The 23987-nt window shown below is 43.9% G+C and carries 9 protein-coding genes, 1 tRNA gene, 3 rRNA genes and 8 pseudogenes; 15 read left to right on the top strand and 6 right to left on the bottom strand.

The window, feature by feature from the left end; all coding sequences use genetic code 11:
• Window positions 1–21: 21 nt before the first annotated feature.
• A pseudogene (locus GQR42_RS12070) lies at window positions 22–866 on the top strand (IS5 family transposase).
• 485 nt (window positions 867–1351) lie between these two features.
• Window positions 1352–2122 carry a Uma2 family endonuclease gene (locus tag GQR42_RS12060; RefSeq protein ID WP_158200162.1) on the top strand — a complete coding sequence of 257 codons (771 nt, stop codon included), beginning with the start codon at window positions 1352–1354 and terminating at the stop codon, window positions 2120–2122.
• A gap of 8 nt (window positions 2123–2130) precedes the next feature.
• On the opposite strand, the pseudogene GQR42_RS29970 reads toward GQR42_RS12060, so the two are convergent.
• A pseudogene (locus GQR42_RS29970) lies at window positions 2131–2326 on the bottom strand (hypothetical protein); the annotation flags it as partial.
• 145 nt (window positions 2327–2471) lie between these two features.
• Here GQR42_RS29970 and GQR42_RS12055 point away from each other — a divergent pair.
• Both GQR42_RS12055 and GQR42_RS12050 read left to right on the top strand, forming a co-directional pair.
• Window positions 2472–4268 (top strand): ABC transporter ATP-binding protein, encoded by a 1797-nt coding sequence (locus GQR42_RS12055; RefSeq protein ID WP_158200161.1) that lies wholly within the window; start codon window positions 2472–2474, stop codon window positions 4266–4268.
• A gap of 412 nt (window positions 4269–4680) precedes the next feature.
• Window positions 4681–5373: pseudogene (locus tag GQR42_RS12050) on the top strand (transposase); the annotation flags it as partial.
• Window positions 5374–5456: 83 nt separating this feature from the next.
• Here the strand turns inward: GQR42_RS12050 and GQR42_RS12045 are convergent.
• Window positions 5457–6671: pseudogene (locus GQR42_RS12045) on the bottom strand (ISL3 family transposase).
• Window positions 6672–6864: 193 nt separating this feature from the next.
• On the opposite strand from GQR42_RS12045, the pseudogene GQR42_RS12040 reads away from it, so the two are divergent.
• Window positions 6865–7356: pseudogene (locus GQR42_RS12040) on the top strand (ISL3 family transposase); the annotation flags it as partial.
• Window positions 7357–7832: 476 nt separating this feature from the next.
• Here GQR42_RS12040 and GQR42_RS12035 read toward each other — a convergent pair.
• Together GQR42_RS12035 and GQR42_RS12030 are read right to left on the bottom strand one after the other, a co-directional pair.
• Window positions 7833–8831, bottom strand: coding sequence for an IS630 family transposase (locus tag GQR42_RS12035; RefSeq protein WP_158200160.1), 999 nt, complete (start codon window positions 8829–8831; stop codon window positions 7833–7835).
• Between the two features lie 111 nt (window positions 8832–8942).
• On the bottom strand, window positions 8943–9968 hold the full coding sequence (locus GQR42_RS12030; RefSeq protein ID WP_158200159.1) for an ABC transporter permease: 1026 nt from the start codon (window positions 9966–9968) through the stop codon (window positions 8943–8945).
• Between the two features lie 433 nt (window positions 9969–10401).
• On the opposite strand from GQR42_RS12030, the gene GQR42_RS12025 reads away from it, so the two are divergent.
• The 5 genes from GQR42_RS12025 (at window position 10402) to katG (ending at window position 17831) form a co-directional block, all read left to right on the top strand.
• Window positions 10402–11890: ribosomal RNA gene (locus GQR42_RS12025) — 16S ribosomal RNA — on the top strand.
• Between the two features lie 134 nt (window positions 11891–12024).
• Window positions 12025–12098 (top strand) — tRNA-Ile (locus tag GQR42_RS12020).
• Window positions 12099–12249: 151 nt separating this feature from the next.
• A 23S ribosomal RNA gene (locus GQR42_RS12015) occupies window positions 12250–15130 on the top strand.
• Between the two features lie 51 nt (window positions 15131–15181).
• Window positions 15182–15299: ribosomal RNA gene (gene rrf, locus GQR42_RS12010) — 5S ribosomal RNA — on the top strand.
• The 16S, 23S and 5S rRNA genes sit together here with 1 tRNA gene alongside, the layout of an rRNA operon.
• A 357-nt stretch (window positions 15300–15656) precedes the next feature.
• Complete coding sequence (gene katG / locus GQR42_RS12005; protein ID WP_158200158.1) at window positions 15657–17831, top strand: catalase/peroxidase HPI; 2175 nt, start codon at window positions 15657–15659, stop codon at window positions 17829–17831.
• 277 nt (window positions 17832–18108) lie between these two features.
• On the opposite strand, the gene GQR42_RS12000 is transcribed toward katG, so the two are convergent.
• Entirely contained in the window at window positions 18109–18954 is an 846-nt protein-coding gene (locus GQR42_RS12000; protein WP_158200157.1) for an IS5 family transposase, read from the bottom strand.
• A 72-nt stretch (window positions 18955–19026) separates the two neighbouring features.
• On the opposite strand from GQR42_RS12000, the gene GQR42_RS11995 reads away from it, so the two are divergent.
• Both GQR42_RS11995 and GQR42_RS11990 read left to right on the top strand, forming a co-directional pair.
• Window positions 19027–19218: a hypothetical protein gene (locus tag GQR42_RS11995; protein WP_199273311.1), complete on the top strand. Its 192-nt coding sequence runs from the start codon at window positions 19027–19029 to the stop codon at window positions 19216–19218.
• Window positions 19219–19658: 440 nt separating this feature from the next.
• Window positions 19659–20379, top strand: a pseudogene (locus GQR42_RS11990) (IS1 family transposase); the annotation flags it as partial.
• A gap of 178 nt (window positions 20380–20557) precedes the next feature.
• Here the strand turns inward: GQR42_RS11990 and GQR42_RS11985 are convergent.
• Window positions 20558–20848 carry a DUF2288 domain-containing protein gene (locus GQR42_RS11985; RefSeq protein WP_002749972.1) on the bottom strand — a complete coding sequence of 97 codons (291 nt, stop codon included), beginning with the start codon at window positions 20846–20848 and terminating at the stop codon, window positions 20558–20560.
• A gap of 118 nt (window positions 20849–20966) precedes the next feature.
• Here GQR42_RS11985 and GQR42_RS11980 point away from each other — a divergent pair, with 118 nt between their 5' ends.
• From GQR42_RS11980 to devC, 3 genes and pseudogenes are all read left to right on the top strand, one after another.
• Window positions 20967–21539 (top strand): TetR/AcrR family transcriptional regulator, encoded by a 573-nt coding sequence (locus tag GQR42_RS11980; protein ID WP_158200156.1) that lies wholly within the window; start codon window positions 20967–20969, stop codon window positions 21537–21539.
• Between the two features lie 31 nt (window positions 21540–21570).
• Window positions 21571–22854, top strand: a pseudogene (locus tag GQR42_RS11975) (HlyD family efflux transporter periplasmic adaptor subunit).
• 114 nt (window positions 22855–22968) lie between these two features.
• Window positions 22969–23829, top strand: a pseudogene (devC, locus tag GQR42_RS11970) (ABC transporter permease DevC); the annotation flags it as partial.
• Window positions 23830–23987 lie beyond the last annotated feature (158 nt).

Genomic DNA, 23987 nt, shown 5'->3' with positions numbered 1-23987 from the left:
AGTAAAACACTCAGAAAAACCATGACTTACGAAAAAGTAAAAAATTTGAATCCAGAAGAGTTTAAACGCTTTTGTGGAGTATATCCTGAAACATTTAAGGATATGGTGAAGGTTTTGGCTGCCGAAAAAGTTCTGCAAAAAAAATCGGGAAGACCAAGTAAATTAAGTCTAGAAGACCAAATCTTGATGACCTTAGAGTATTTACGGGAATATAGTACTTATTTCCATCTCGCAATTAATTGGGAGATTAATGAGACAACAGCCCTAGGAATCACTAGAAAGGTAGAAAATATTCTGAGCAAATCTGGATTGTTTAATCTGCCGGGGAAAAAGACAGTTCACCAGGCGAATAGTGACCGAGAGCTAGTGGTAGTAGATGTAGCAGAGCCTGAGATAGAAAGACCTCAAAAAAGCAGAAAGATTACTATAGCGGGAACCAAGGCTATCATACAATAAAATCGCAAGTTCTTGCGGCTCAAAAAACAGGAATGATAGTCTGTACCGCTCATGGAAAGGGAAGAATACATGACTTTAATCTTTGGAAAAATAGTCAAATTGGGATCGATAAAAATATTGAATGTTTAGCAGATAAGGGCGATCAAGGAATTCAAAAGCTGCACAAAAATAGTAGAATCCCTAACAAAAAAAAGAAAAATCAAGAATTAAGTTTAGAAGAAAAAGAATTTAATTGCTAGTTATCAAGAGAAAGAATTGTTATCGAACCTATTCACAGAAGTCTGAAGAGATTTAGAATTTTATCATCAAGATACAGGAATCGGAGACGACGTTTTGGTCTGAGATTTAATTTAATCGCTGGCATTTACAACTACGAACTTGCTTTAGGCTATAATCAAGTAGCTGAATAAGACTTTTGCAGGAGGTCTACTGTTACAAATAGCCGCTCAACAACAGCGAGAAAATGAAGCTCGGCAAGCAGAAATTGCCGAAATCAGGCAAAGACAGGAAGAGTCAGACAAGCGTTTTGAGGTTTTGCTGTCAGAAGTTCGCTATTTGATTCGGCAAATTAAACCAGGAGATTAAGCGCCAGTAATTCTTCTTCTAATCCTTGTGCGTCGGGGTTTGCTCTCACCAAAATAAGGCTAACCCGTCTCTAATACCAAATTTCTAAATCCATGACAGACATCCACGCTCAAATGCTTGCCAAGCCTGCATTCGTTGTGACGCGAATAAAGAAAAATGGTATAAAATATTGAAATGATCCCGCAATCGCATCGAAAATTTAAAGCAAGTCCCTAAGATTAATAAAATATGTGCTATCTTGCCAATAGCAATCCTTAGCTGCTATCAGGAGAAGCTAAACCGCCATAACCAGCATCACACGAGAGCCTAAATGACAATCCCATTAGCACCTCGCACCTCTGATACTTTACCCCCCATTACCTGGGAGAAATTGCCAGCGGATTTTGTCCTCCCTGATGAACCAGTGGAAAGCACCCGACAACCCCTCCTCGCGGCGGCTTTGCGAGAATCTTTGGAATTAGCGGGTTTAATTGTGGAAGCGAGTCTTATTGCTGCTAATTTTGGCATTTGCGCCACCGTTGGCGGTAAGACAGTAGTAAAAGCTCCCGATTGGGTTTATGTACCCGCAGTAGCACCTATCCGAGAAGGAGAAATTCGCCGCAGCTACACGCCCCGTGCAGAAGGGGAAGTGCCAGCAATTGTCATGGAATTCATCTCAGAAACGGAGGGAGGGGAGTATTCTCTCAACCCCCACTATCCCTATGGCAAGTGGTATTTCTATGAGCGAATCTTACAAGTACCTGTCTATATTATTTTTCAACCGCCAATCGGGGAATTAGAAGTTTATCGCTTAGTAGCAGGCAAGTATGAGTTACAGAAAGCTGATGAAAATTATCGTTACTGGCTGGCAGAAATCGGTTTATTTCTAGGAGTATGGCAGGGGAAAAAAGCAGCAGTAACGGCTCATTGGTTGCGCTGGTGGGATCAATCAGGAAATTTACTATTGTGGGGGAGTGAAAGAGCCGAACAGGAGCGTGAAAGAGCCGAACAGGAGCGTGAAAGAGCCGAACAAGCCAAACGGAGGGTAGAGCGCATGGCGGCACAGCTGAAGGCAATGGGAATTGACGTGGAGGCCGAATGAATAATTTTTGGGTTCTTCGTTACTTGGTATGGTTCGATCGGGGGGCATAAATCGACTAAATCCTTATCTGGCAAGAGACTTAATTGATTAGTTCGTTCTAGAGCTAAAACAATTGGCAAAAATCGCATCAATGTCTTTCTCTATAAGGGTTTCACCCCTTATAACCCCGTCCAGTGCATAACACGAACCGAAGAACCAATTTATAAGTACCTTGACAAAATTAAAGGTAGGATGGCATTGCCCACCAAAAGGCTAAAATTATTATCCAAAGATAGTTACAGGCATTGTTTACTCTAAATCAATAAATAAACTGTAGCAACTTAAGCAAATTAAATTTAGGAAGCAAGTAATGATCTCCTATTTATCAAAAGTTTGGTATCTTTTAAAAGGCGTTAGAAAGCAACTTCCTTGGTTAATTATAACCTTTATATTTTCCTCTATTTTAGAAGTTTTAGGAATTAGCTTGATCGCTCCCTTTTTAAACTTGGCTTCTAATCCGAGCTACATTCAAAAAATACCTGTATTGGATTGGAGTTATATTAAATTTGGCTTTCAATCTCCAGGGCAGTTTGTCGCCTTGCTCGGTTTAGTTATTGCTATAATATACTGTTTCAGATCGCTACTTTACTTTTTATCTCAGTTCTATATCCGAGATTTTTGTAACATTCAAAGAGGACAATTATTTACAAGATTGCTGAAAGCTTATTTGACAGTTAGATATACTTTTCACTTGCAGAGAAACACTTCAAGCTTTATTAAGAATATTGTTCTTGAGACCCATCATTTTTTACACAATTGCCTGCTGCCATTACTGAGCAGTATATCTAATCTAATTGTCTTAACAGTTCTCATTTGGTTACTGGCTCAAACCAATATATTACTACTGATTATGCTTTTAGGGATAATCCTACCCATATCCCTACTGTTTTATCAATTCAGGCATAAATTTAAGCAATGGGGTCAAAAATCGAGTGAAGCTAATCAGGAAATGATCCGCTTGCTAAACCACGGTTTAGGGAGTATCAAAGAAACTCGTATCATTGGCTGTGAATCTTACTTTCTGGCGCAGATGAAGGTACAGGCTCAGAAATATGCCAGGGTAGATACTTTATCACATACTGCTCAAATGCTGCCGCGCATCCTAACTGAAACTCTTTTGGTTTTGGTAGTCATGTTTTTTATTTCTATTTCTCAACTCTTCCTGAAGCAAAATTTCCAAGAAATTACGTCAACACTGGCAGTATTTGCAATCGCTTCAATTCGTTTAATTCCCGCAGCAAGCCAGCTTATAGCAGCAATTGGACAATTGCAAACTGGAACTCATGCGGTTGAAGTACTCTACTCAGATTTGAAGGAAGCAGACAAAGAGGTAACAACTCAGCCTCTGCTTTCATTCGATAACTTCGTTGGTTCAAAATCCAGTAGAACCTCCACTATGTCCTTTAATAATCTAGTCGATCTGAAGCATCTAACTTATCGCTATCCTAACACATCCAAGTTAGCTATTGAAAATATATCATTGAGCCTTAAAAAAGGTGAATCGATTGCACTTATCGGCAAATCGGGAGCAGGTAAGACAACTTTAGTGGATGTGATTCTCGGACTACTCATTCCTGAAAGCGGCGACATCCAGGTTGACGGGGTATCTATCTATGATAATATTCGTTCCTGGCAGAATTTAATTGGCTACATCCCGCAGTCAATTTTTCTGACTGACGATACAATTGAGAGAAATATTGCCTTTGGCGTTCCTGATTCACTGATTGATAGAGAGAGACTGCAACAGGCGATCGCTTCGGCTCAATTGACAGAGTTAGTGGAGCAACTTCCTCATGGTATCAAGACTGAAGTGGGGGAAAGGGGGGTGCGCCTGTCGGGGGGACAGCGCCAACGGGTAGGAATTGCTCGTGCGCTATACCACCAGCGGGAAATTTTGGTACTTGACGAAGCGACAGCAGCATTGGATAATGAAACGGAGCGGCTGGTCAATGAGTCCATTCAGTCACTCGCCGGGACGAGGACTTTGATTATCATCGCTCACCGCCTGTCAACAGTGGAACACTGCGATCGCATTTATTTGATGGAAAAGGGGCGCATGGTTAAATCTGGCAGTTATCAAGATGTTGTTGACAAGCAGTTAACTTAATGTTGTATATCTGCCTTTAGAGAAAAAGATCATGAATTTAATCACAAGAAAGCTAAATTCTCTTAAAAGAAGACTAATTTCAAAGTCGATCAATAATTATGAATCTCCAAAACTTGATTTTGTTGATAATTTGATCGAAGAAATTAACTTCACTCTTAGTAATTCAAAAATATCTGAAGCATGGAGAAATTATTGTAATGAGATAATATCTTGTTTTAGAAATGGCGATCCATCTGAATTTTTGAGATTTCCCAAAATGAGTGGGATAGTACATCCCAATCAGTTTGGACTCTCATTTCAGTATTTAAACTACATATTCAGTTCCGATAAATTTACGGCAGCTATCCAGAATGGGCTCTTCTAGGTTCTGTGTGAGCATGGTATAATAGTAACACAGAACAGGAGGTGGGTTATGTGGATAAATTTTGAGCAACTCCTCGATTTACCAAATGTAACAGTGGTCAATTATCAAAAAATTGCTCAGACAATTTTCCTAAAGCTCGCTCTTTTAAATGAAACAATTGAATGTCCGAATTGCCATCAAACCTTGGACAGAATCAATCAGACAGAGTATAATCTAGTCAGAGATTTGTCAAGATTAGGCAATCCGGTATATTTAGAGGTACCACGCCGCCAGTTTCATTGTCAAAAGTGCCAAAAGTATATCAGCGAAAGACTGAGTTTTATCAGATTAAGACAGCCTCAGACAATTCGCTATGAATCGATGATTTATGAGAGAGTAAAAAATTGTAGCATCGAAGAAATAAGTCGAGAAGAAGGGTGAGGATGGGAAGAAGTTGAGTTAATATTTAATCACTGTGCTAAAGAACTAGAAAAGGAAGAGTGGGAAGCACCAGAACGAATAAGCTTGGATGAATTTAGTAACTTAAAAGGACATAAAGATTTCATAACAACGGTCGTAGATCTGAACAAGAAAATTTTACTAGATGTGATTAAAGGACATAAGCAAGAAGAATTAATGGAAGCCTTAAAAGCACAGCCAGACGCAGTTCGGGAGAAGGTGAAAGAAGTGAGCGTCGATATGTGGTCAGGATTTACGGCAGTGATCAAGGAATTATACCAAATTTCTAAATCCATGACAGACATCCACGCTCGAATGCTTGCCAAGCCTGCATTCGTTGTGACGCGAATAAAGAAAAATGGCTCTTCGTTACCCTTTATGCTAAATCAACAGACAAGATGCCAAGACAACATACTTCTAACCCAAAAATTCCGAAAGTTTCTAAAGCCATAGGCTCTCCGTTTTATTAGTTTAAGTTTATTGTTGATTCCCTCGACCACCCCATTCGTTGTCCTTTGCTCGAAATAACTAATGATTTCTCCAAACCAGTTTCGGATTGTTTGACAACTCTTGGTAAAAACACTGGAGGATTTTGCCAACCATTCTGAGATAGATAGCATTCCCTCTGTCGGATTCTCTGAGGTTTCATAAATCTTTCTAAATTCTTCCTTTAATTCCTGCATCTTTTTCAAACTTGGTCAATTTTCTTTGATAGCTTCTAGTTTGATTTTTTGGGTTTCCGTTAAATCTTTTTCATTTTTTAACAAGCTATATTTACTTCGCTTTAAAACTTCTAGCTTCGCTTCTTTTTCCGCTTTCTGTTTTTTATTTTTCTGCGCTTCTACCGCTCTTTTTTCTGCTCTTCTCTGTTCGTCTAACTCTTGATTAATTTGTTTCATTACATGGAATCTATCGGCGACTACCTCGGCCGATGGTATCAATTCTTTCACCAAATTTTTATAGGGCAACCAAAGGTCTATGCTGACTTCTTCAATTTGCTCTAACACCTCTTTTCCCCATCCCGTAAGCGTTTCCCTCAATTCTTCTTGTGTTCGCTTCTCTAGAATAGCTATTAGTTTTCCCGTATCTAAATTTACTAAAACCGCACAATAATTTTTTTGTCCTTTGACTAGAGCGATTTCGTCAATTCCTAGTCTTTTTAATTTCGATAGGTCTGTCTCTGTAATTTCTTCAGCTATGTCCTCTATCATTCTTTGAATCTCTTCTTCCGTTACGTCATTTCTTCGGCTAACATTTAAAATATCTCCTTCTTTTAATTGTTCGAGTATATTCTCGGCTAGTCTTTTCGTATAGGTTCGTTTCTTGGCGACAAAATCTAACTCTTCGCTAAAGGGTTTTCGACAATTATCGCACTTAAATTGACGACGATTAACTTGTAGGTACACTGGTTGACCTGAGAGCGGTAAATCTTTGACTAAATGTCGATGATTTTGGTGTAGTTTATCGCTCTCTAACCCACAACGAGGACAGGCTGCTTTTTGATTTTTCGATTCGATTCGGAAAACTATACCGATATTTTCTAGGTGTCGATAGCCTTGAATACAGGTTCCTTGTAGGTTCAAAAATTTGTCAAGTATCATAAGTAAAATAATCTCGTTTTTGGCTATTATATCAAATCTTAACTCAATTGTCTATCTTTTGGTATTAATCTATTTGTGCCTTAAGTCGTTTCCTGTATGAATTTCAGCTACTTTTGAGCGTAGTTGCTCTCATTGAATTTTATTTTAAGTTAATTATTTGCATAACAATTCCCGAAGAGCCAGAAAAATGGTATTATTTCCCAATGCTAAAATCATCTATGACCGTTTTCATGTAATGGCTATCATCAATGACGAGCTTAATAAATTGAGAAAGTTAATGGGGGTGCATGAAAAAGGATTACCTCATTTATTATGGAAGAATAAAGAGGACTTAAAGGACGAGCAAAAACAACAACTAGAAGTTATCTTAAAAGAACATCCCTGCTTGGGAATAGCCTGGGAAATGAAAGAAGAAATTAGACAAATTTATCAAAGTAGTAGAACCTTCAGAGGTGCTGAGAGAAAATTGGAAAAATGGATAAGAATAGGCGGAATATTATATCAAAGTAGTGCCCGCATGATCCAGAAGCATTTGCTGGGTATTTGTAATTACTTTGAAAATCAGACAACCAACGGATTAATTGAGGGAATGAATACCAAAATAAAGCTTATTAAAAGAATGAGTTATGGATTTACCAATTTTCAACATCTTCGACTTAAGCTGTTTGCTTGCTTTAATTCATAACAAAAATTAACACACGAAAACCAGAAGAGCCCAGAATGCACTCACTGAATCCCCGGTAGGAAAACCATTTTTAGATCCCTCTTATCCTTTAAGCAGTCCACTGCTGGTTCAGCATGGATATCATTTGATTAGACTCTTGGAATACACAAATATTAATGTCTTATCATCTCCAAGAAATTGTTGAATTTGGTGGTGGCTATGGTAGTTTTTTTAGACTTTTAAAAAATCTTGGATATACGAACAAGTATTTTATTTACGATCTTCCAGTAATGTGTGCCATTCAAAAATTTTATCTGAAAAATGTTTTTCTACCTTGTCCTAATACAGAAACGTTAAGTAACCTAAAATGGCTCTCTGGAGCAGCATCTAATGTTAGTGATAATGTTATAAATTTGGATGAATCTATCTTTATGACTACATGGTCTTTGAGTGAATGTCCATACGATCTTAGACAAGAGTTTGAGCCTATTAAGTACCTAGGCAAAATTAATTACATACTCGCCTCCAAAATTGTCCAGCACTTTTTTAACGTAAGCGAGGAGGCTCTTTCGGTCTTTATAGGCGCTAAATTCAATCCATTCATATTTTAAAAATCGACCTAATATTTCAATTAAATTTAAATGAGGTGAATAAGTGGGCAACCAAAATATTTTCAAGTTTTTCTTTTCCCATTCCTCAAGTTTCTCGATAAATGCATCGCTGGTATGAATGGAAGCTTGGTCAATTATTATGACAGTTTTTTTCTGTATATTTTGGCAATATTTATCCAGAAAATTGATAACTATCTCGCTAGTAACCGTTCCGACCTGTGTCTCATAAAATAATTGATTATCTCGTTTCATTATTCCTAAAATATTTAGTCTTTTACCTTCAATTGGTGGTAACTTTATCGTGGTTTTTTCTTCTTGCCAAGCATAAGGAATACAAGGCTTTGAATCCCATCCCATTTCATCCAAATATCCTATCTCAATCTCTCCTCTTTCTTCCTGTTTTTTGAGTTCTTCTAAAATAGGTAGTTTGACCTCAAGCTCCCACTCATCAGGGGTTTTGCCCACCCCTCTTCTCACCCTTTTCCACCTCATGTTGATTTTTTTTATTAGTCTTTTTATCGTGTCTTTGCTTACGGTTAATTTCCATTCTTCTACAAGAATGATCTGGATTTTTTTTAAGCTTTTCGGTTCTTCTTTTACCCAGTCAATAACTTGTTGGCTTTGTGCTTCTGTCAATTTAGGGTTTCTCCCTCTTCCTCGACGATTATAAAAACCAATTAGTTTTCTATCTTCCCAGACCGTCAACCAATTATAGATGGTCTTTCTCGTAACTCCAAATATTCCGCTCAATTCTTCTATCGTGGTTCCCTGAAAACTTAAGAGTATACATTTCGCTCGCTCTCTTACTTGATGATGTTTACTAGCTCGATAAATTCTCTCTAGCATTTTCTGGCTCTCGGGGTTTAGGTCTCTAATAAATCTCATTGTATTTTCCTGCTACTTCGTTTCTTCATGTATTATACTTCTTAATTTTTTATTTGGGTAATTAATTTTGCATGACTACTTAATTCATAATCTATAATTCCCTCTCCCTGATTAATAACGGATGCGAGGATCAATGTAAGCATTGATTAGATCGCTCAAAATACTGGCAAAAACCACTATTGTCGCCAAAAAAGCCATTAATCCCTGCACTGTTGGGTAATCCCGCCGAGAAATCGCCCGATATAACTGATTTCCCAAACCCGGCCAAGAAAAAGTAACTTCCGTCAAGACTGCACCACCTAAAAGAGCCGCAAAAGTTAATCCTAAGACAGTAATTACAGGAATTAGAGCATTTTTCAGCGCATGGGCAACCATAATCGTTTTTTCTGGTATTCCTCTCGCTTTTGCCGCATCTACATAGTCCGCTTGCCAAGTTTGTTTCAGATTAACTCGCACCATCCGTTCAAAAATCCCACTCAAAAGAATGCCGAGAGTAAAACTAGGTAAGGCTAGATAATACAATGCCGTAGGCAACTTATCTAGTTGTAGAGTCATCAGACTATCAAAGGTGTATAAACCCGTAATTGTTTGGGGTGGAGTCTCACTCAAAGGAAAACGAGTCCCCAAAGGAAACCAGCGCAACTGTACCGCAAAAATTAGCTGTAAGAGCATTCCCACCCAAAAAATCGGCAAGGAATAGGTTATCAGTCCAAATAAACGCCCCCCCGCGTCCAAGGGAGTATTCGGACGAGAAGCAGTGATAATTCCTAATCCGACTCCCACTATCACCGCAATTAGCATCCCATAAAAAGTTAGTTCCACCGTCGCTGGAAAATGTTTAGCAATAATCTCCCATACCGTCACCCCCTTACTGGTTAAAGAGTCTCCTAAGTTGAGACGCATTAGATTGAAAATATAGTCTAGGTACTGGAAAAATAGGGGTTTATTCAGTCCTAACTGTTCTCTTAGGGCATTTTTGGCACTTTCAGGAGCGCGGTTGCCTAAAATCGCATCCGTGGGATCACCTGGAGCAACACGCATCAGCAGAAAAACCACCGTCACAATCGTCCATAACATCAAGGGAGCTAGGAGTAAACGCACCAGTAAATAGGATTGTAAAGCAGCGCGGCGAGACATGAGGGCTTTCCTTTCAGAAAATACATTCTCAAGGAACCATACCCCAAAATCGACCCAGCGATCGAGAGGTACTGAAGAAAAAATTAAATTGAGGAAAATATTTAGTACAAGTAAACTAAAGTGTCCGCACCAATAGTTCTGAGCCAAGGACTACCAAAAAACCCTAAAAGCTGAAAGGCTTACGTAGCAAGGGATAGAAAAAAGATCAAAAAATTTTGCCAAAAGGGGTTGACAAACATGGGGAAGTTAGATACATTGGTAAATGCGCGGTTGAAGCCAAGCGAAAGCGAAGCGAAACAAACGACGCTCGAACCTAGACAAAACAATAGTTTGAAAGCCAAGCAAAAAAAGCCTCGTTTAGAAGCAATTCTATAACAAAGAAGTCAAACCCGCAAGGGGGAGACGAAAAAAAGTCAAAAGAATCAAACGATTCATCATGGAGAGTTTGATCCTGGCTCAGGATGAACGCTGGCGGCGTGCCTAACACATGCAAGTCGAACGGGAATCTTCGGATTCTAGTGGCGGACGGGTGAGTAACGCGTAAGAATCTAACTTCAGGACGGGGACAACAGTTGGAAACGACTGCTAATACCCGATGTGCCGCGAGGTGAAACCTAATTGGCCTGAAGAAGAGCTTGCGTCTGATTAGCTAGTTGGTGGGGTAAGAGCCTACCAAGGCGACGATCAGTAGCTGGTCTGAGAGGATGAGCAGCCACACTGGGACTGAGACACGGCCCAGACTCCTACGGGAGGCAGCAGTGGGGAATTTTCCGCAATGGGCGAAAGCCTGACGGAGCAACGCCGCGTGAGGGAGGAAGGTCTTTGGATTGTAAACCTCTTTTCTCAAGGAAGAAGTTCTGACGGTACTTGAGGAATCAGCCTCGGCTAACTCCGTGCCAGCAGCCGCGGTAATACGGGGGAGGCAAGCGTTATCCGGAATTATTGGGCGTAAAGCGTCCGCAGGTGGTCAGCCAAGTCTGCTGTCAAATCAGGTTGCTTAACGACCTAAAGGCGGTGGAAACTGGCAGACTAGAGAGCAGTAGGGGTAGCAGGAATTCCCAGTGTAGCGGTGAAATGCGTAGAGATTGGGAAGAACATCGGTGGCGAAAGCGTGCTACTGGGCTGTATCTGACACTCAGGGACGAAAGCTAGGGGAGCGAAAGGGATTAGATACCCCTGTAGTCCTAGCCGTAAACGATGGATACTAGGCGTGGCTTGTATCGACCCGAGCCGTGCCGAAGCTAACGCGTTAAGTATCCCGCCTGGGGAGTACGCACGCAAGTGTGAAACTCAAAGGAATTGACGGGGGCCCGCACAAGCGGTGGAGTATGTGGTTTAATTCGATGCAACGCGAAGAACCTTACCAAGACTTGACATGTCGCGAACCCTGGTGAAAGCTGGGGGTGCCTTCGGGAGCGCGAACACAGGTGGTGCATGGCTGTCGTCAGCTCGTGTCGTGAGATGTTGGGTTAAGTCCCGCAACGAGCGCAACCCTCGTTCTTAGTTGCCAGCATTAAGTTGGGGACTCTAAGGAGACTGCCGGTGACAAACCGGAGGAAGGTGGGGATGACGTCAAGTCAGCATGCCCCTTACGTCTTGGGCGACACACGTACTACAATGGTCGGGACAAAGGGCAGCGAACTCGCGAGAGCCAGCGAATCCCAGCAAACCCGGCCTCAGTTCAGATTGCAGGCTGCAACTCGCCTGCATGAAGGAGGAATCGCTAGTAATCGCCGGTCAGCATACGGCGGTGAATTCGTTCCCGGGCCTTGTACACACCGCCCGTCACACCATGGAAGCTGGTCACGCCCGAAGTCATTACCTCAACCGCAAGGAGGGGGATGCCTAAGGCAGGGCTAGTGACTGGGGTGAAGTCGTAACAAGGTAGCCGTACCGGAAGGTGTGGCTGGATCACCTCCTTAAAGGGAGACCTAATTCCGGTAGGAGACGAAAAAAAAGTAGTCGCTACCAAGAATCAATCCCAAAAGGTCGGAGCGAGGCAAAATTGGCTTTCAAACTAGGTTCTGGGTTCAAACAAGACCTGAATCAGGAACAAGGGCTATTAGCTCAGGTGGTTAGAGCGCACCCCTGATAAGGGTGAGGTCCCTGGTTCGAGTCCAGGATGGCCCACCTGTACAGGTGGCAAAAACAAGAGAAGCGAGGAATCAGCACCTTATCTTACTGACATAGTAAGAGAGAATGCTGGCTCTGAGTAAAGAGTCCAGAGGAACCTTGAAAACTGCATAGAGCTAGGTGAAAAAGCCAAAAAAGAAGACCGCAAGGTCAAGCTAATAAGGGCTAACGGTGGATACCTAGGCACACGGAAGCGAAGAAGGACGTAGTTACCGACGAAACGCTTCGGGGAGCGGGAAGCAAGCATTGATCCGAAGATATCCGAATGGGGCAACCCTAAACACGACCACCTGAATACATAGGGTGGAGCGAGCAAACCTGGTGAACTGAAACATCTTAGTAGCCAGAGGAAAAGAAAGCAACAGCGATTCCCCCAGTAGCGGCGAGCGAAAAGGGAACAGCCTAAACCAAGTTCTGCGGAACTTGGGGTCGTGGGACAGTAACAAAAGACTGGGAAATTTAGACGAAGCGGCTGAAAACCGCACCAGAGAGGGTGAAAGTCCTGTAGTCGAAAAAGGAACCAGCTTAACTGCATCCCGAGTAGCATGGGGCACGTGAAATCCCGTGTGAATCTGCCTCGACCACGAGGTAAGGCTAAATATTCCCGTGTGACCGATAGAGAAACAGTACCGCGAGGGAAAGGTGAAAAGAACCCCGACAAGGGGAGTGAAATAGAACATGAAACCGTTAGCCTACAAGCAATGGGAGGACGATTGAACGTCTGACCGTGTGCCTGTTGAAGAATGAGCCGGCGACTTACAGGTTATGGCAGGTGAAGGGGGAAGACCCCACAGCCCCAGCGAAAGCGAGTCTGAATAGGGCGAAGCGTCATAATTTGTAGACCCGAACCCGGGTGATCTAACCATGGCCAGGATGAAGCTTGGGTAAAACCAAGTGGAGGTCCGAACCGACTAATGTTGAAAAATTAGCGGATGAGCTGTGGTTAGGGGTGAAATGCCAATCGAACTCGGAGCTAGCTGGTTCTCCCCGAAATGTGTTGAGGCGCAGCGGTAGTGGAAGTTTAGTCGGGGTAAAGCACTGTTTCGCCGCGGGCTGGGAGACCGGTACCAAGGCGAGGCAAACTCTGAATACGGCTAAAAAAACTACCAGTGAGACGGTGGGGGATAAGCTTCATCGTCAAGAGGGAAACAGCCCAGACCACCAGCTAAGGTCCCCAAATGATAACTAAGTGAGAAAGGAGGTGGGAGTGCATGGACAACCAGGAGGTTTGCCTAGAAGCAGCAATCCTTAAAAGAGTGCGTAATAGCTCACTGGTCAAGCGCTCCTGCGCCGAAAATGAACGGGGCTAAGTTATCTACCGAAGCTGTGGACTACATTGTAGTGGTAGGGGAGCGTTCTATAGGGGGTGAAGCAGTAGCGGCAAGCAGCTGTGGACTCTATAGAAGTGAGAATGTCGGCTTAAGTAGCGAAAATGTGGGTGAGAATCCCACACCCCGAAACCCCAAGGTTTCCTCCGCAAGGCTCGTCCGCGGAGGGTCAGTCAGGACCTAAGGCGAGGCTGAAAAGCGTAGTCGATGGACAACGGGTTAACATTCCCGTACCGATTAATGATTGTGCCGGAGAACGGAGAAGGTCAACGTCAGCTGGATGTTGGTTACCAGTGCAAGCAGTCGAGGCGATGAGAGGTGGCGAAAACACCAGGAGCTAAGACGCGAGTCCCACCTCCCACGGGAGGGAAGTGGCGTTGATCAGGCTTCCTAGAAAAGCCCGAACCACGTTAATCATTAATTGCCTGTACCCGAAACCGACACAGGTGGGGAAGTAGAGAATACTAAGGGGCGCGAGATAACTCTCTCTAAGGAACTCGGCAAAATGACCCCGTAACTTCGGGAGAAGGGGTACCCTCGCAAGAGGGTCGCAGTGAATAGGCCCAGGCGACTGTTTACCAAAAACACAGGTCTCCGCCAAGTCGTAAGACGCAGTATGGAGGCTGACGCCTGCCCAGTGCCGGAAGGTTAAGGAAGTTGGTCAGGAGTAATCTGAAGCTGACGACCGAAGCCCCGGTGAACGGCGGCCGTAACTATAACGGTCCTAAGGTAGCGAAATTCCTTGTCGGGTAAGTTCCGACCCGCACGAAAGGCGTAACGATCTGGGCACTGTCTCGGAGAGAGACTCGGCGAAATAGGATTGTCTGTGAAGATACGGACTACCTGCACCTGGACAGAAAGACCCTATGAAGCTTTACTGTAGCCTGGAATTGGCTTCGGGCTTCGCTTGCGCAGGATAGGTGGGAAGCGTTGAAACTCTCCTCGTGGGGAGGGTGGAGCTAACGGTGAGATACCACTCTGGCGAGGCTAGAATTCTAACCCTGACCCCTAATCGGGGCGGGAGACAGTTTCAGGTGGGCAGTTTGACTGGGGCGGTCGCCTCCTAAAAGGTAACGGAGGCGCGCAAAGGTTCCCTCGGTCCCGTTGGAAATGGGACGATAGAGTGCAAAAGCAGAAGGGAGCTTGACTGTGAGACCCACAAGTCGAACAGGGACGAAAGTCGGCTTTAGTGATCCGACGGCACCGCGTGGAAGGGCCGTCGCTCAACGGATAAAAGTTACTCTAGGGATAACAGGCTGATCTCCCCCAAGAGTTCACATCGACGGGGAGGTTTGGCACCTCGATGTCGGCTCATCGCAACCTGGGGCTGAAGTCGGTCCCAAGGGTTGGGCTGTTCGCCCATTAAAGCGGTACGTGAGCTGGGTTCAGAACGTCGTGAGACAGTTCGGTCCATATCCGGTGTAGGCGTAAGAGCATTGCGAGGAGCCTTCCTTAGTACGAGAGGACCGGGAAGGACGCACCGCTGGTGTACCTGTTATCGTGCCAACGGTAAACGCAGGGTAGCCATGTGCGGAGCGGATAACCGCTGAAAGCATCTAAGTGGGAAGCCCACCTCCAGATGATTGCTCTCATGGCATTAAGCCAGTAAGGTCTCGGGTAGACTACCCGTTGATAGGCTCTAGATGGAAGCTCGGTAACGAGTGCAGTCGAGGAGTACTAACCGACCGAGGGCTTGACCTCATTCTTCTTTACTTTTTCCCTAGCTTTTGCAGTCTTGAGGGTTCTACCCTTCCTGGTGTCTTTAACGTGATGGCACCACTCCGATTCCATCCCGAACTCGGTTGTGAAACTTCACCGTGGCCAAGATACTTGTCGGGTTGCCGACCGGGACAATAGCTCGATGCCAGGATTATTCTTTCCTCAAAACCCCCCAATCTTGTCGGATTGGGGGGTTTGGCTTTATCTAAGCTATGGTCTGAATTAACACAAAAGGTTGCACAATTAGGCGCTGCTTAATCAAGATATGAATGTCAATTTTGCACATATCTAGAAGTTAAATTGGCGGGCGTTGCATAATAGAGATATGGGCGTTGCTGCTTTGAGATATGAATCTTCTTTTCTGGGATTTTTAAAACCTAGACCCAAACTAACTTTTGGATACGACGCACAGTTGGCATTCATACCTTGATTCAGCAACACCCACTATTTTACTACTTTGTCAATGCGTAAGTCCTAATGTATATCAACTCACCAGAGGAAATTGAAGATGAATGACAATACGACAACCACCAGTGGCAAATGCCCGGTGATGCATGGAAGTATTACGACGGCTAGCATGTCGAACATGGAATGGTGGCCCAAGGTACTCAACCTCGATATTTTGAGTCAGCACGATAGCAAGACCAACCCGATGGGGGCAGACTTCAACTATCGGGAAGCGGTTAAGAAACTTGACGTAACCGCGCTCAAAAAAGACCTGCACACGCTGATGACAGACAGCCAGGAATGGTGGCCAGCGGACTGGGGTCACTATGGGGGTCTGATGATCCGCCTGTCCTGGCATGCAGCGGGTACCTATCGGATCGCGGATGGTCGCGGCGGTGCGGGTACCGGCAATCAGCGTTTTGCGCCCATTAACTCCTGGCCAGATAACGTCAACCTGGACAAAGCGCGCCGTCTGCTCTGGCCCATCAAGAAAAAATATGGCAACCAGCTCAGTTGGGCGGATCTGATTGCCTACGCTGGCACCATCGCCTATGAATCTATGGGGCTGAAGACCTTTGGCTTCGCCTTTGGACGGGAAGATATCTGGCATCCTGAAAAAGATATTTACTGGGGGTCGGAGAAGGAATGGCTCGCCCCCAGCAACAATCCCAACAGCCGCTATTCCGGTGAGCGGGATCTCGAAAATCCACTGGCTGCCGTGATGATGGGGTTGATCTACGTTAACCCCGAAGGTGTGGACGGTAATCCTGACCCGCTCAAGACCGCTCATGATGTGCGGGTAACCTTTGCCCGTATGGCCATGAACGACGAAGAAACCGTCGCCCTCACCGCCGGTGGTCACACGGTGGGCAAATGCCACGGTAATGGCGATACTGCGTTGCTTGGCGCAAAACCCGAAGCCGCCGATCTCGAAGAACAGGGCTTGGGTTGGATCAACAAGACCCATCGTGGCATTGGTCGCGACACCGTAACCAGCGGCATTGAAGGCGCATGGACGACCTATCCCACCCGATGGGACAACGGTTATTTCCACATGCTGCTGAATTACGACTGGGATCTGAAGAAGAGTCCGGCAGGGGCGTGGCAGTGGGAACCCATCAATGTCAAAGAAGAAGACAAACCCACTGATGTTGAAGACCCCACAATCCGCCGCAATTTGGTCATGACCGATGCCGACATGGCCATGAAGATGGATCCTAAGTATTGGGAGATTTCCGAACGGTTCTACCATGACCCCGACTACTTTGCTGACGTCTTTGCGCGAGCCTGGTTCAAACTGACCCACCGGGATATGGGGCCAAAGACTCGTTACATTGGCCCCGATGTGCCGCAAGAAGACCTCATCTGGCAGGATCCGATTCCCGCTGGGAACGCTAGCTATGATGTTCAGTCCGTGAAGGCCAGAATTGCAGCCGGCGGTCTGAGCATTAGCGAAATGGTATGCACCGCTTGGGACAGTGCCAGAACTTTCCGGGGTTCGGACAATCGTGGGGGGGCTAACGGGGCACGTATCCGTCTGACCCCGCAGAAGGATTGGGCAGGCAACGAACCTGTCCGTCTGGCCAAGGTGCTGGCCGTCCTGGAAGGCATCGCGGCGGATACCGGTGCCAGCGTCGCGGATGTCATCGTCCTCGCGGGTAGTGTCGGCATCGAGCAGGCAGCCAAGGCTGCTGGCTTTGACATTACCGTTCCCTTCTACCCTGGCCGGGGCGACGCAACGGACGAGATGACCGATGCCGTATCGTTTGAACCGCTGGAACCCATCCACGATGGCTACCGTAACTGGCTCAAGCAGGACTATGCCGTCAAACCCGAAGAGCTGATGCTCGATCGCACCCAACTGATGGGGTTGACTGCCCCTGAGATGGCGGTGCTGGTTGGCGGTATGCGTGTGTTGGGTACCAACTATGGCGGGACCAAGCACGGTGTGTTCACCGATCGCGAAGGCGTATTAACCAACGACTTCTTCGTGAATCTGACGGACATGAACTACCTATGGAAGCCAGCCGGTAAGAACCTGTATGAAATCAGCGATCGCAAGACGGATCAGGTCAAATGGACGGCGACACGGGCAGATATTGTCTTCGGCTCCAACTCAATCCTTCGTGCCTATGCCGAAGTCTATGCACAGGATGATAACAAAGAAAAGTTCGTGCAGGACTTCGTGGCAGCCTGGACGAAGGTGATGAATGCCGACCGCTTTGATCTGGCCTAACCCTCCCTTAATATGGGCGTTGTCAAATTGAAAGATGATCCGAATCAGCTGGGAACTCAAATTACTTTGATAGCAAGGATTGCATTGCATCTTTCATATTCTGATCTGACAACGCCGGCCTAACCCTTAATATGCATCCCCACGCTGTTCATCATCGCAGCGTGGGGATATGTACTGACAGGGGGATAAGAACCCTGAAATCCATACATCATAAGCTTTCCACTGGAGTTTAGACTAACTCTTGGAGTTTAGACTAAATAGACCTCCTGCAAAAGTCTTATTCAGCTACTTGATGATAGCCTAAAGCAAGTTCGTAGTTGTAAATGCCAGCGATTAAATTAAATCTCAGACCAAAACGTCGTCTCCGATTCCTATATCTTGATGATAAAATTCTAAATCTCTTCAGACTTCTGTGAATAGGTTCGATAACAATTCTTTCTCTTGATAACTGGCGATTAAATTCTTTTTCTTCTAAGCTTAATTCTTGATTTTTCTTTTTTTTGTTAGGAATTCTACTATTTTTGTGCAGCTTTTGAATTCCTTGATCGCCCTTATCTGCTAAACATTCAATATTTTTATCGATCCCAATTTGACTATTTTTCCAAAGATTAAAGTCATGTATTCTTCCCTTCCCATGAGCGGTACAGACTATCATTCCTGTTTTTTGAGCCGCAAGAATTTGCGATTTTATTGTATGATAGCCTTGGTTCCAGCTATAGTAATCTTCCTGCTTTTTTTGAGATCTTTCTATCTCATGCTCTGCTACATCTACTACCACTACCTCTAGGTCACTATTGACCTGGTGAATTGTCTTTTTTCCTGGCAGATTAAACAATCCAGATTTGCTCAGAATATTTTCTACCTTTCTAGTGATTCCTAGGGCTGTTGTCTCATTAATCTCCCAATTAATTGCGAGATGGAAATAAGTACTATATTCCCGTAAATACTCTAAGGTCATCAAGATTTGGTCTTCTAGACTTAATTTACTTGGTCTTCCCGATTTTTTTTGCAGAACTTTTTCGGCAGCCAAAACCTTCACCATATCCTTAAATGTTTCAGGATATACTCCACAAAAGCGTTTAAACTCTTCTGGATTCAAATTTTTTACTTTTTCGTAAGTCATGGTTTTTCTGAGTGTTTTACTTTATTGTACATAATCAGTTCCTATTTTTGCAGGAGGTCTAATCTGACGGACATGAACTACCGATGGAAGCCAGCCGGTAAGAACCTGTATGAAATCCGCGATCGCAAGACGGATCAGGTCAAATGGACGGCGACACGGGCAGATATTGTCTTCGGCTCCAACTCAATCCTTCGTGCCTATGCCGAAGTCTATGCACAGGATGATAACAAAGAAAAGTTCGTGCAGGAGGTAATGATTCGGTAGTAGTGGCGTAGCTCTCTTGCTTACCTGGTATGAATTGTGTAAAATATTTATTAATAAAAATAATTGGAACCCGCTCAGTCTTTAAACCTCTAGCTTGCTCATGACTTTTCTGATAAATATCTTTTTCTGGCTCCTGTCTGGCTTACTCAAATATCAGTCTGGCACCGAACAAAATACCCCCCCTAGTTCACCTCTATTCCCCTGTCAAGCGTTGTGGTTCTCACCATAGGATCAAGAATGGTTCTATTCATGGTAATGATTCGGTAGTAGTGGCGTAGCTCTCTTGCTTACCTGGTATGAATTGTGTAAAATATTTATTAATAAAAATAATTGGAACCCGCTCAGTCTTTAAACCTCTAGCTTGCTCATGACTTTTCTGATAAATATCTTTTTCTGGCTCCTGTCTGGCTTACTGAAATATCAGTCTGGCACCGAACAAAATACCCCCCCTAGTTCACCTCTATTCCCCTGTCAAGCGTTGTGGTTCTCACCATAGGATCAAGAATGGTTCTATTCATAAGGGAAAACCCAAACGTCAATGTAAAGAATGTGGTCAACCGTTTGTGATCAATCCCACTAATAAAACCGTCTCTGACGAAACTAAACAATTAATTGATCAACTCTTGCTTGAACGAATTTCCTGACGAGGAATTGCTAGAGTAACAGGAGTAAGTTGGTCATGGTTACAAAATTATGTCAACAATAAACTGGCGGCTGTCCCCCGTCAAATAAAGGTTTCGGACAAACCAAAAGGTAAATTGGTTAGAGAATGTGATGAGATGTGGTCTTTTGTTTTTTCTAAGACGATAAAAGTTTATATTTGGCGGTTAATTGATAGAAAGACAAGAGAAATTATTGGTTGCTATGCGCGGAGATAGGAGTCGTCAATCAGCCAAAAAACTTTGGGGCCAGTTTACCAGGCGTTTACCGACAATGTGCGGTTGCTTACACAGACTTTTGGGAGTACTATAAGACAGTAATTCCCAGTAAACGTCATCGACCGGTCGGGAAAGAAACTGGTCAAACTAATCCTATTGAAAGATTAAATAATACCTGTCGACAAAGGATTTCTCGGCTGGTGAGAGAGAGTCTATCTTTCTCTAAAAAAATGGAGAATCACGTTGGGGAGCCCTTTGGTATTTTATCCATGACTACAATGCACAGCAAAGCAAAGGATTAAGCCGCCATCACTACTACCGAATCACCACTCTTAAACTAATAAAACGGCGAGGCTATGGCTTTAGAAACTTTCGGAATTTTTGGGTTAGAAGTATGTTATCTTGGCATCTTGTCTGTTGATTTAGCATAAAGAATAACGAAGAGCCTCCTATTTTTTCATCTAAACTACCGCCTGAATTAACACAAAAGGTTGCACGATTAGTGTATTAAAAAGGTTATCGGGATGGGAATTCCAATCGCTTAATTGCTCTTGTGTCGGTTTTTCGAGTAGTTTTTCACCGATCCAATTCTGCACTTGAGCAACCTGATCACCAGCGATCGCTTCTGCTACTTCGATTAAATTGAGGGAATCGGAAACCAGGATCAGCGCATCCCTTTGAGCATGGGGGATCAAGTCACTCCACTCCACTTCGGCTAATTCCTCTAATAACTGCTCGTGAATATTACCCATACTGTCAATCCTTGCGAAAAAGCTCGCTCAATAACGAATTAGCTCCTCTTTCTAGCATACAGGCAAAGGGACGACCGATTTCCCCATTTATAGTAATCTTAAGCTAAATATTAAATTTATGCCTAAGATAGTAGACGTAGAACAATACCGAAAAGAACTCCTCTTAAAAAGTGCCGAACTCTTTGCCGAGAAAGGCTATGCTGACATGACGACGAGAGAATTAGCGCAAGGATTGGGAGTGTCCACGGGAACGCTATACCACTACTTTCCCAGTAAAGCGGCACTTTTCGAGCAATTAGTCGAGGAGATGTGCCGGCAGGATGTTTTATTAGCTAAAGTCGAGATTGATCGAGGAAAAACCCTGATAGAAAAGCTAAAAATTCTCGGAAAATTTATGACTAATCGCGAGGATTCCTGCATCAAACAATTATTCTTATGGATTGATTATTCTCAATACCAAGGACGAGAAGAACTGAGTCGTAGTCAACTTTTTGAGCGTGTTGATCGCCGCTATCATCAGGCAGTAATCGAGATTTTAGGTATTAGCGATCCGAGTGTAGCTTGGTTAGTTGTCAGCGTTATTAATGGACTGATATTAGAGCGCCTGTGGTGCAATGAACAGATTGCGATCGATGAACAAATGGAATTATTAGGTAAAATTCTGACTCCCTATTTACAGAAAAACTGTTAACCCCCAACAATCACTTATTAACTAAAAAATTATGAAAGGCAAAACTTTTGTGAAACCCAATCAAAAGTTAATAATCGGGTTAATAGTATTAGGCACAGGATTATTAGGAATAACTACCTTTTATAGTCTTTCCCAAGTCGCCACCAAACCCGAAACCAAAACCCCTGTAATTGCGTCGCCCGCACCGCAAAAAATCACCGCTTTAGGCAGAATTGAACCGAGGACAGAAATTATCAGCATATCTGCTCCGATGTTGCTTGATTCCGATCGAGTCAAGCAATTATTAGTCGATGAAGGAGATAGCGTCAAAACGGGACAAATAATCGCCATTCTCGAAAGTCAGGAAAGATTAGAGGATAACCTGCGACAGGCACAAGAACAGGTGAAAGTAGCCGCAGCCAAGCTAGAACAGGTGAAAGCTGGGGCAAAAGTCGGAGAAATCGATGCTAATGCTGCTAACGTGCGGAAAATCGAGGCACAATGGTTAGGAGATCAAGCAACCCAACGGACAACTATCCAAAGATTAACAGCGCAATTAGAAGGGGATAGGGCTGCCCAAAAAGCGACAATTGGCAAATTAGAAGCAGAATATCGCCATGCCAAAGCTGAATTTGATCGCTACGAAAAACTCTATCAAGAAGGAGCAATTTCCGCCTCTAGTTTTGATAGTAAAAGACTGAATTTAGAAACCAGTAATCAACAACTCACAGAAGCAAAAGTTACCCTAGAAAGAATTGAAAGGACAGGTAAACAAGAGATACAAGAAGCCAAGACTACCCTAGCCCGGATTGAATCCACCGGTCAACAGCAGCTCAAAGAGGCCAGATCCACTTTAAATCAAGTCTCGGAAGTGCGGGGAGTCGATGTGCGGGCAGCCGAAGCGGAGGTAAATGCTGCCCTAGTTGCCGTTAAAAAAGCCCAAACCGAGTTAAATCAGGCCTATATTTGATCGCCAATTACCGGCAAAGTGATTAAAGTCAATACCCGTATCGGGGAACAAATCAGCGCTCAAGGAATTGTTGACCTCGCTGAAACCGATCGCATGGAAGTAATTGCCGAAATCTATCAAAGCGACATCGAGAAAATTCGCGAGGGACAAACTGCCACGATTACCGGATCGGCGTTTAAGGGCGAAATTACGGGAAAAGTGCGCTTAATTGCTTTAAAAGTTGACCAACAAAATATCTTCAGCAATCAACCAGGAGAAAACTTCGATCGCAAGGTTATCTCTGTCCGCATTGCCTTAGATCGCGAAAACAGTCAAAAAGTGGCAGGTTTAACCAATTCCCAAGTAATTGTAACTATCAATGAGTAGGTTTTAGGGGAAGTGGGGAAGTGGGGAAGTGGGGAATTTCAACTAAAACCCCAAAACCCCAACACCCCAAAACCCCAACACCCCAAAACCCCAACACCCAACACCCAACACCCAATGAAACTAACCCATCTATTCAAAAAAACGCCCCTATCTTGGTTAGAGGTGACGCGAGAGAAAACCCGTTTGATTGTGGCTATTGCCGGGATTGCTTTTGCTGACTTCCTAATTTTTACACAGTTGGGGTTTCGGGATGCCTTATTTGATGCTTCCGTTAAACCCCATTATGTCGTCGATGCGGATTTAGTCCTGATTAATCCCCAATTTGATACCCTCTTTGCTGTGAAAAGTTTCTCTCGCGATCGCTTATACCAAGCTAAAAGAGTCGAGGGCATTCAATCTATAGCCCCAGTTTATATTGCTTCTGCCCAGTGGCGCAATCCCGAAACTGCCCTAGAAAGAACTACTTTAGTCTTTGGTTTTGATCCCAGTCAACGGGTTTTTACTCTCCCAGAAGTCAATCAAAAATCCAGTGATCTAAAGATGTTAAATCGCGTCTTGTATGATCAAGCAGGAAGACCAGAATTCGGTCTAATTGCCGATTTACTCCAGAAAAACCCCGATTTGACAGTTCAGTTAAATAAAAAAGAGGTACAGGTAGCGGGAATTTTTACCCTTGGTGCCTCCTTTGCTGCCGATGGTAACGTCATTAGCAGTGATTCTACCTTTTTAAGGCTCTTTCCTGAACGCCAACCCCACGAAATCGATCTAGGACTGATTAAACTGCAACCGGGGGCAAATATCGAAGCAGTTAAGGCCAATTTACAGGCACTTTTCCCTAAAAATGAAGTAATAGTCCTTACTTTAAAAGAATTTGCTGAAAGGGAAAAAACCTATTGGGCAAATGGTACAGCGATTGGTTTTATCTTTGGTTTAGGTACAGTAGTCGGTTTTATCGTCGGTATCGTCATTGTCTATAGTAATTATCACTGTTTACTGATCACTGAAAAAGCTGACGGCTGACGGCTTAGATGTGTAATTAATTGTGCGCGCGGTACTTATGACCGAAGCGATTCGCGCCTCTAGGAAAGGCAGTGCTTCTCCTTCTCTGCTGCCCCAAGAGAGTCCTTCCACAG

The organism is Microcystis aeruginosa FD4 (assembly GCF_009792235.1).
GTDB classification, from domain to species: domain Bacteria; phylum Cyanobacteriota; class Cyanobacteriia; order Cyanobacteriales; family Microcystaceae; genus Microcystis; species Microcystis viridis.
This window is presented reverse-complemented; position numbering and strand designations above follow the sequence as displayed.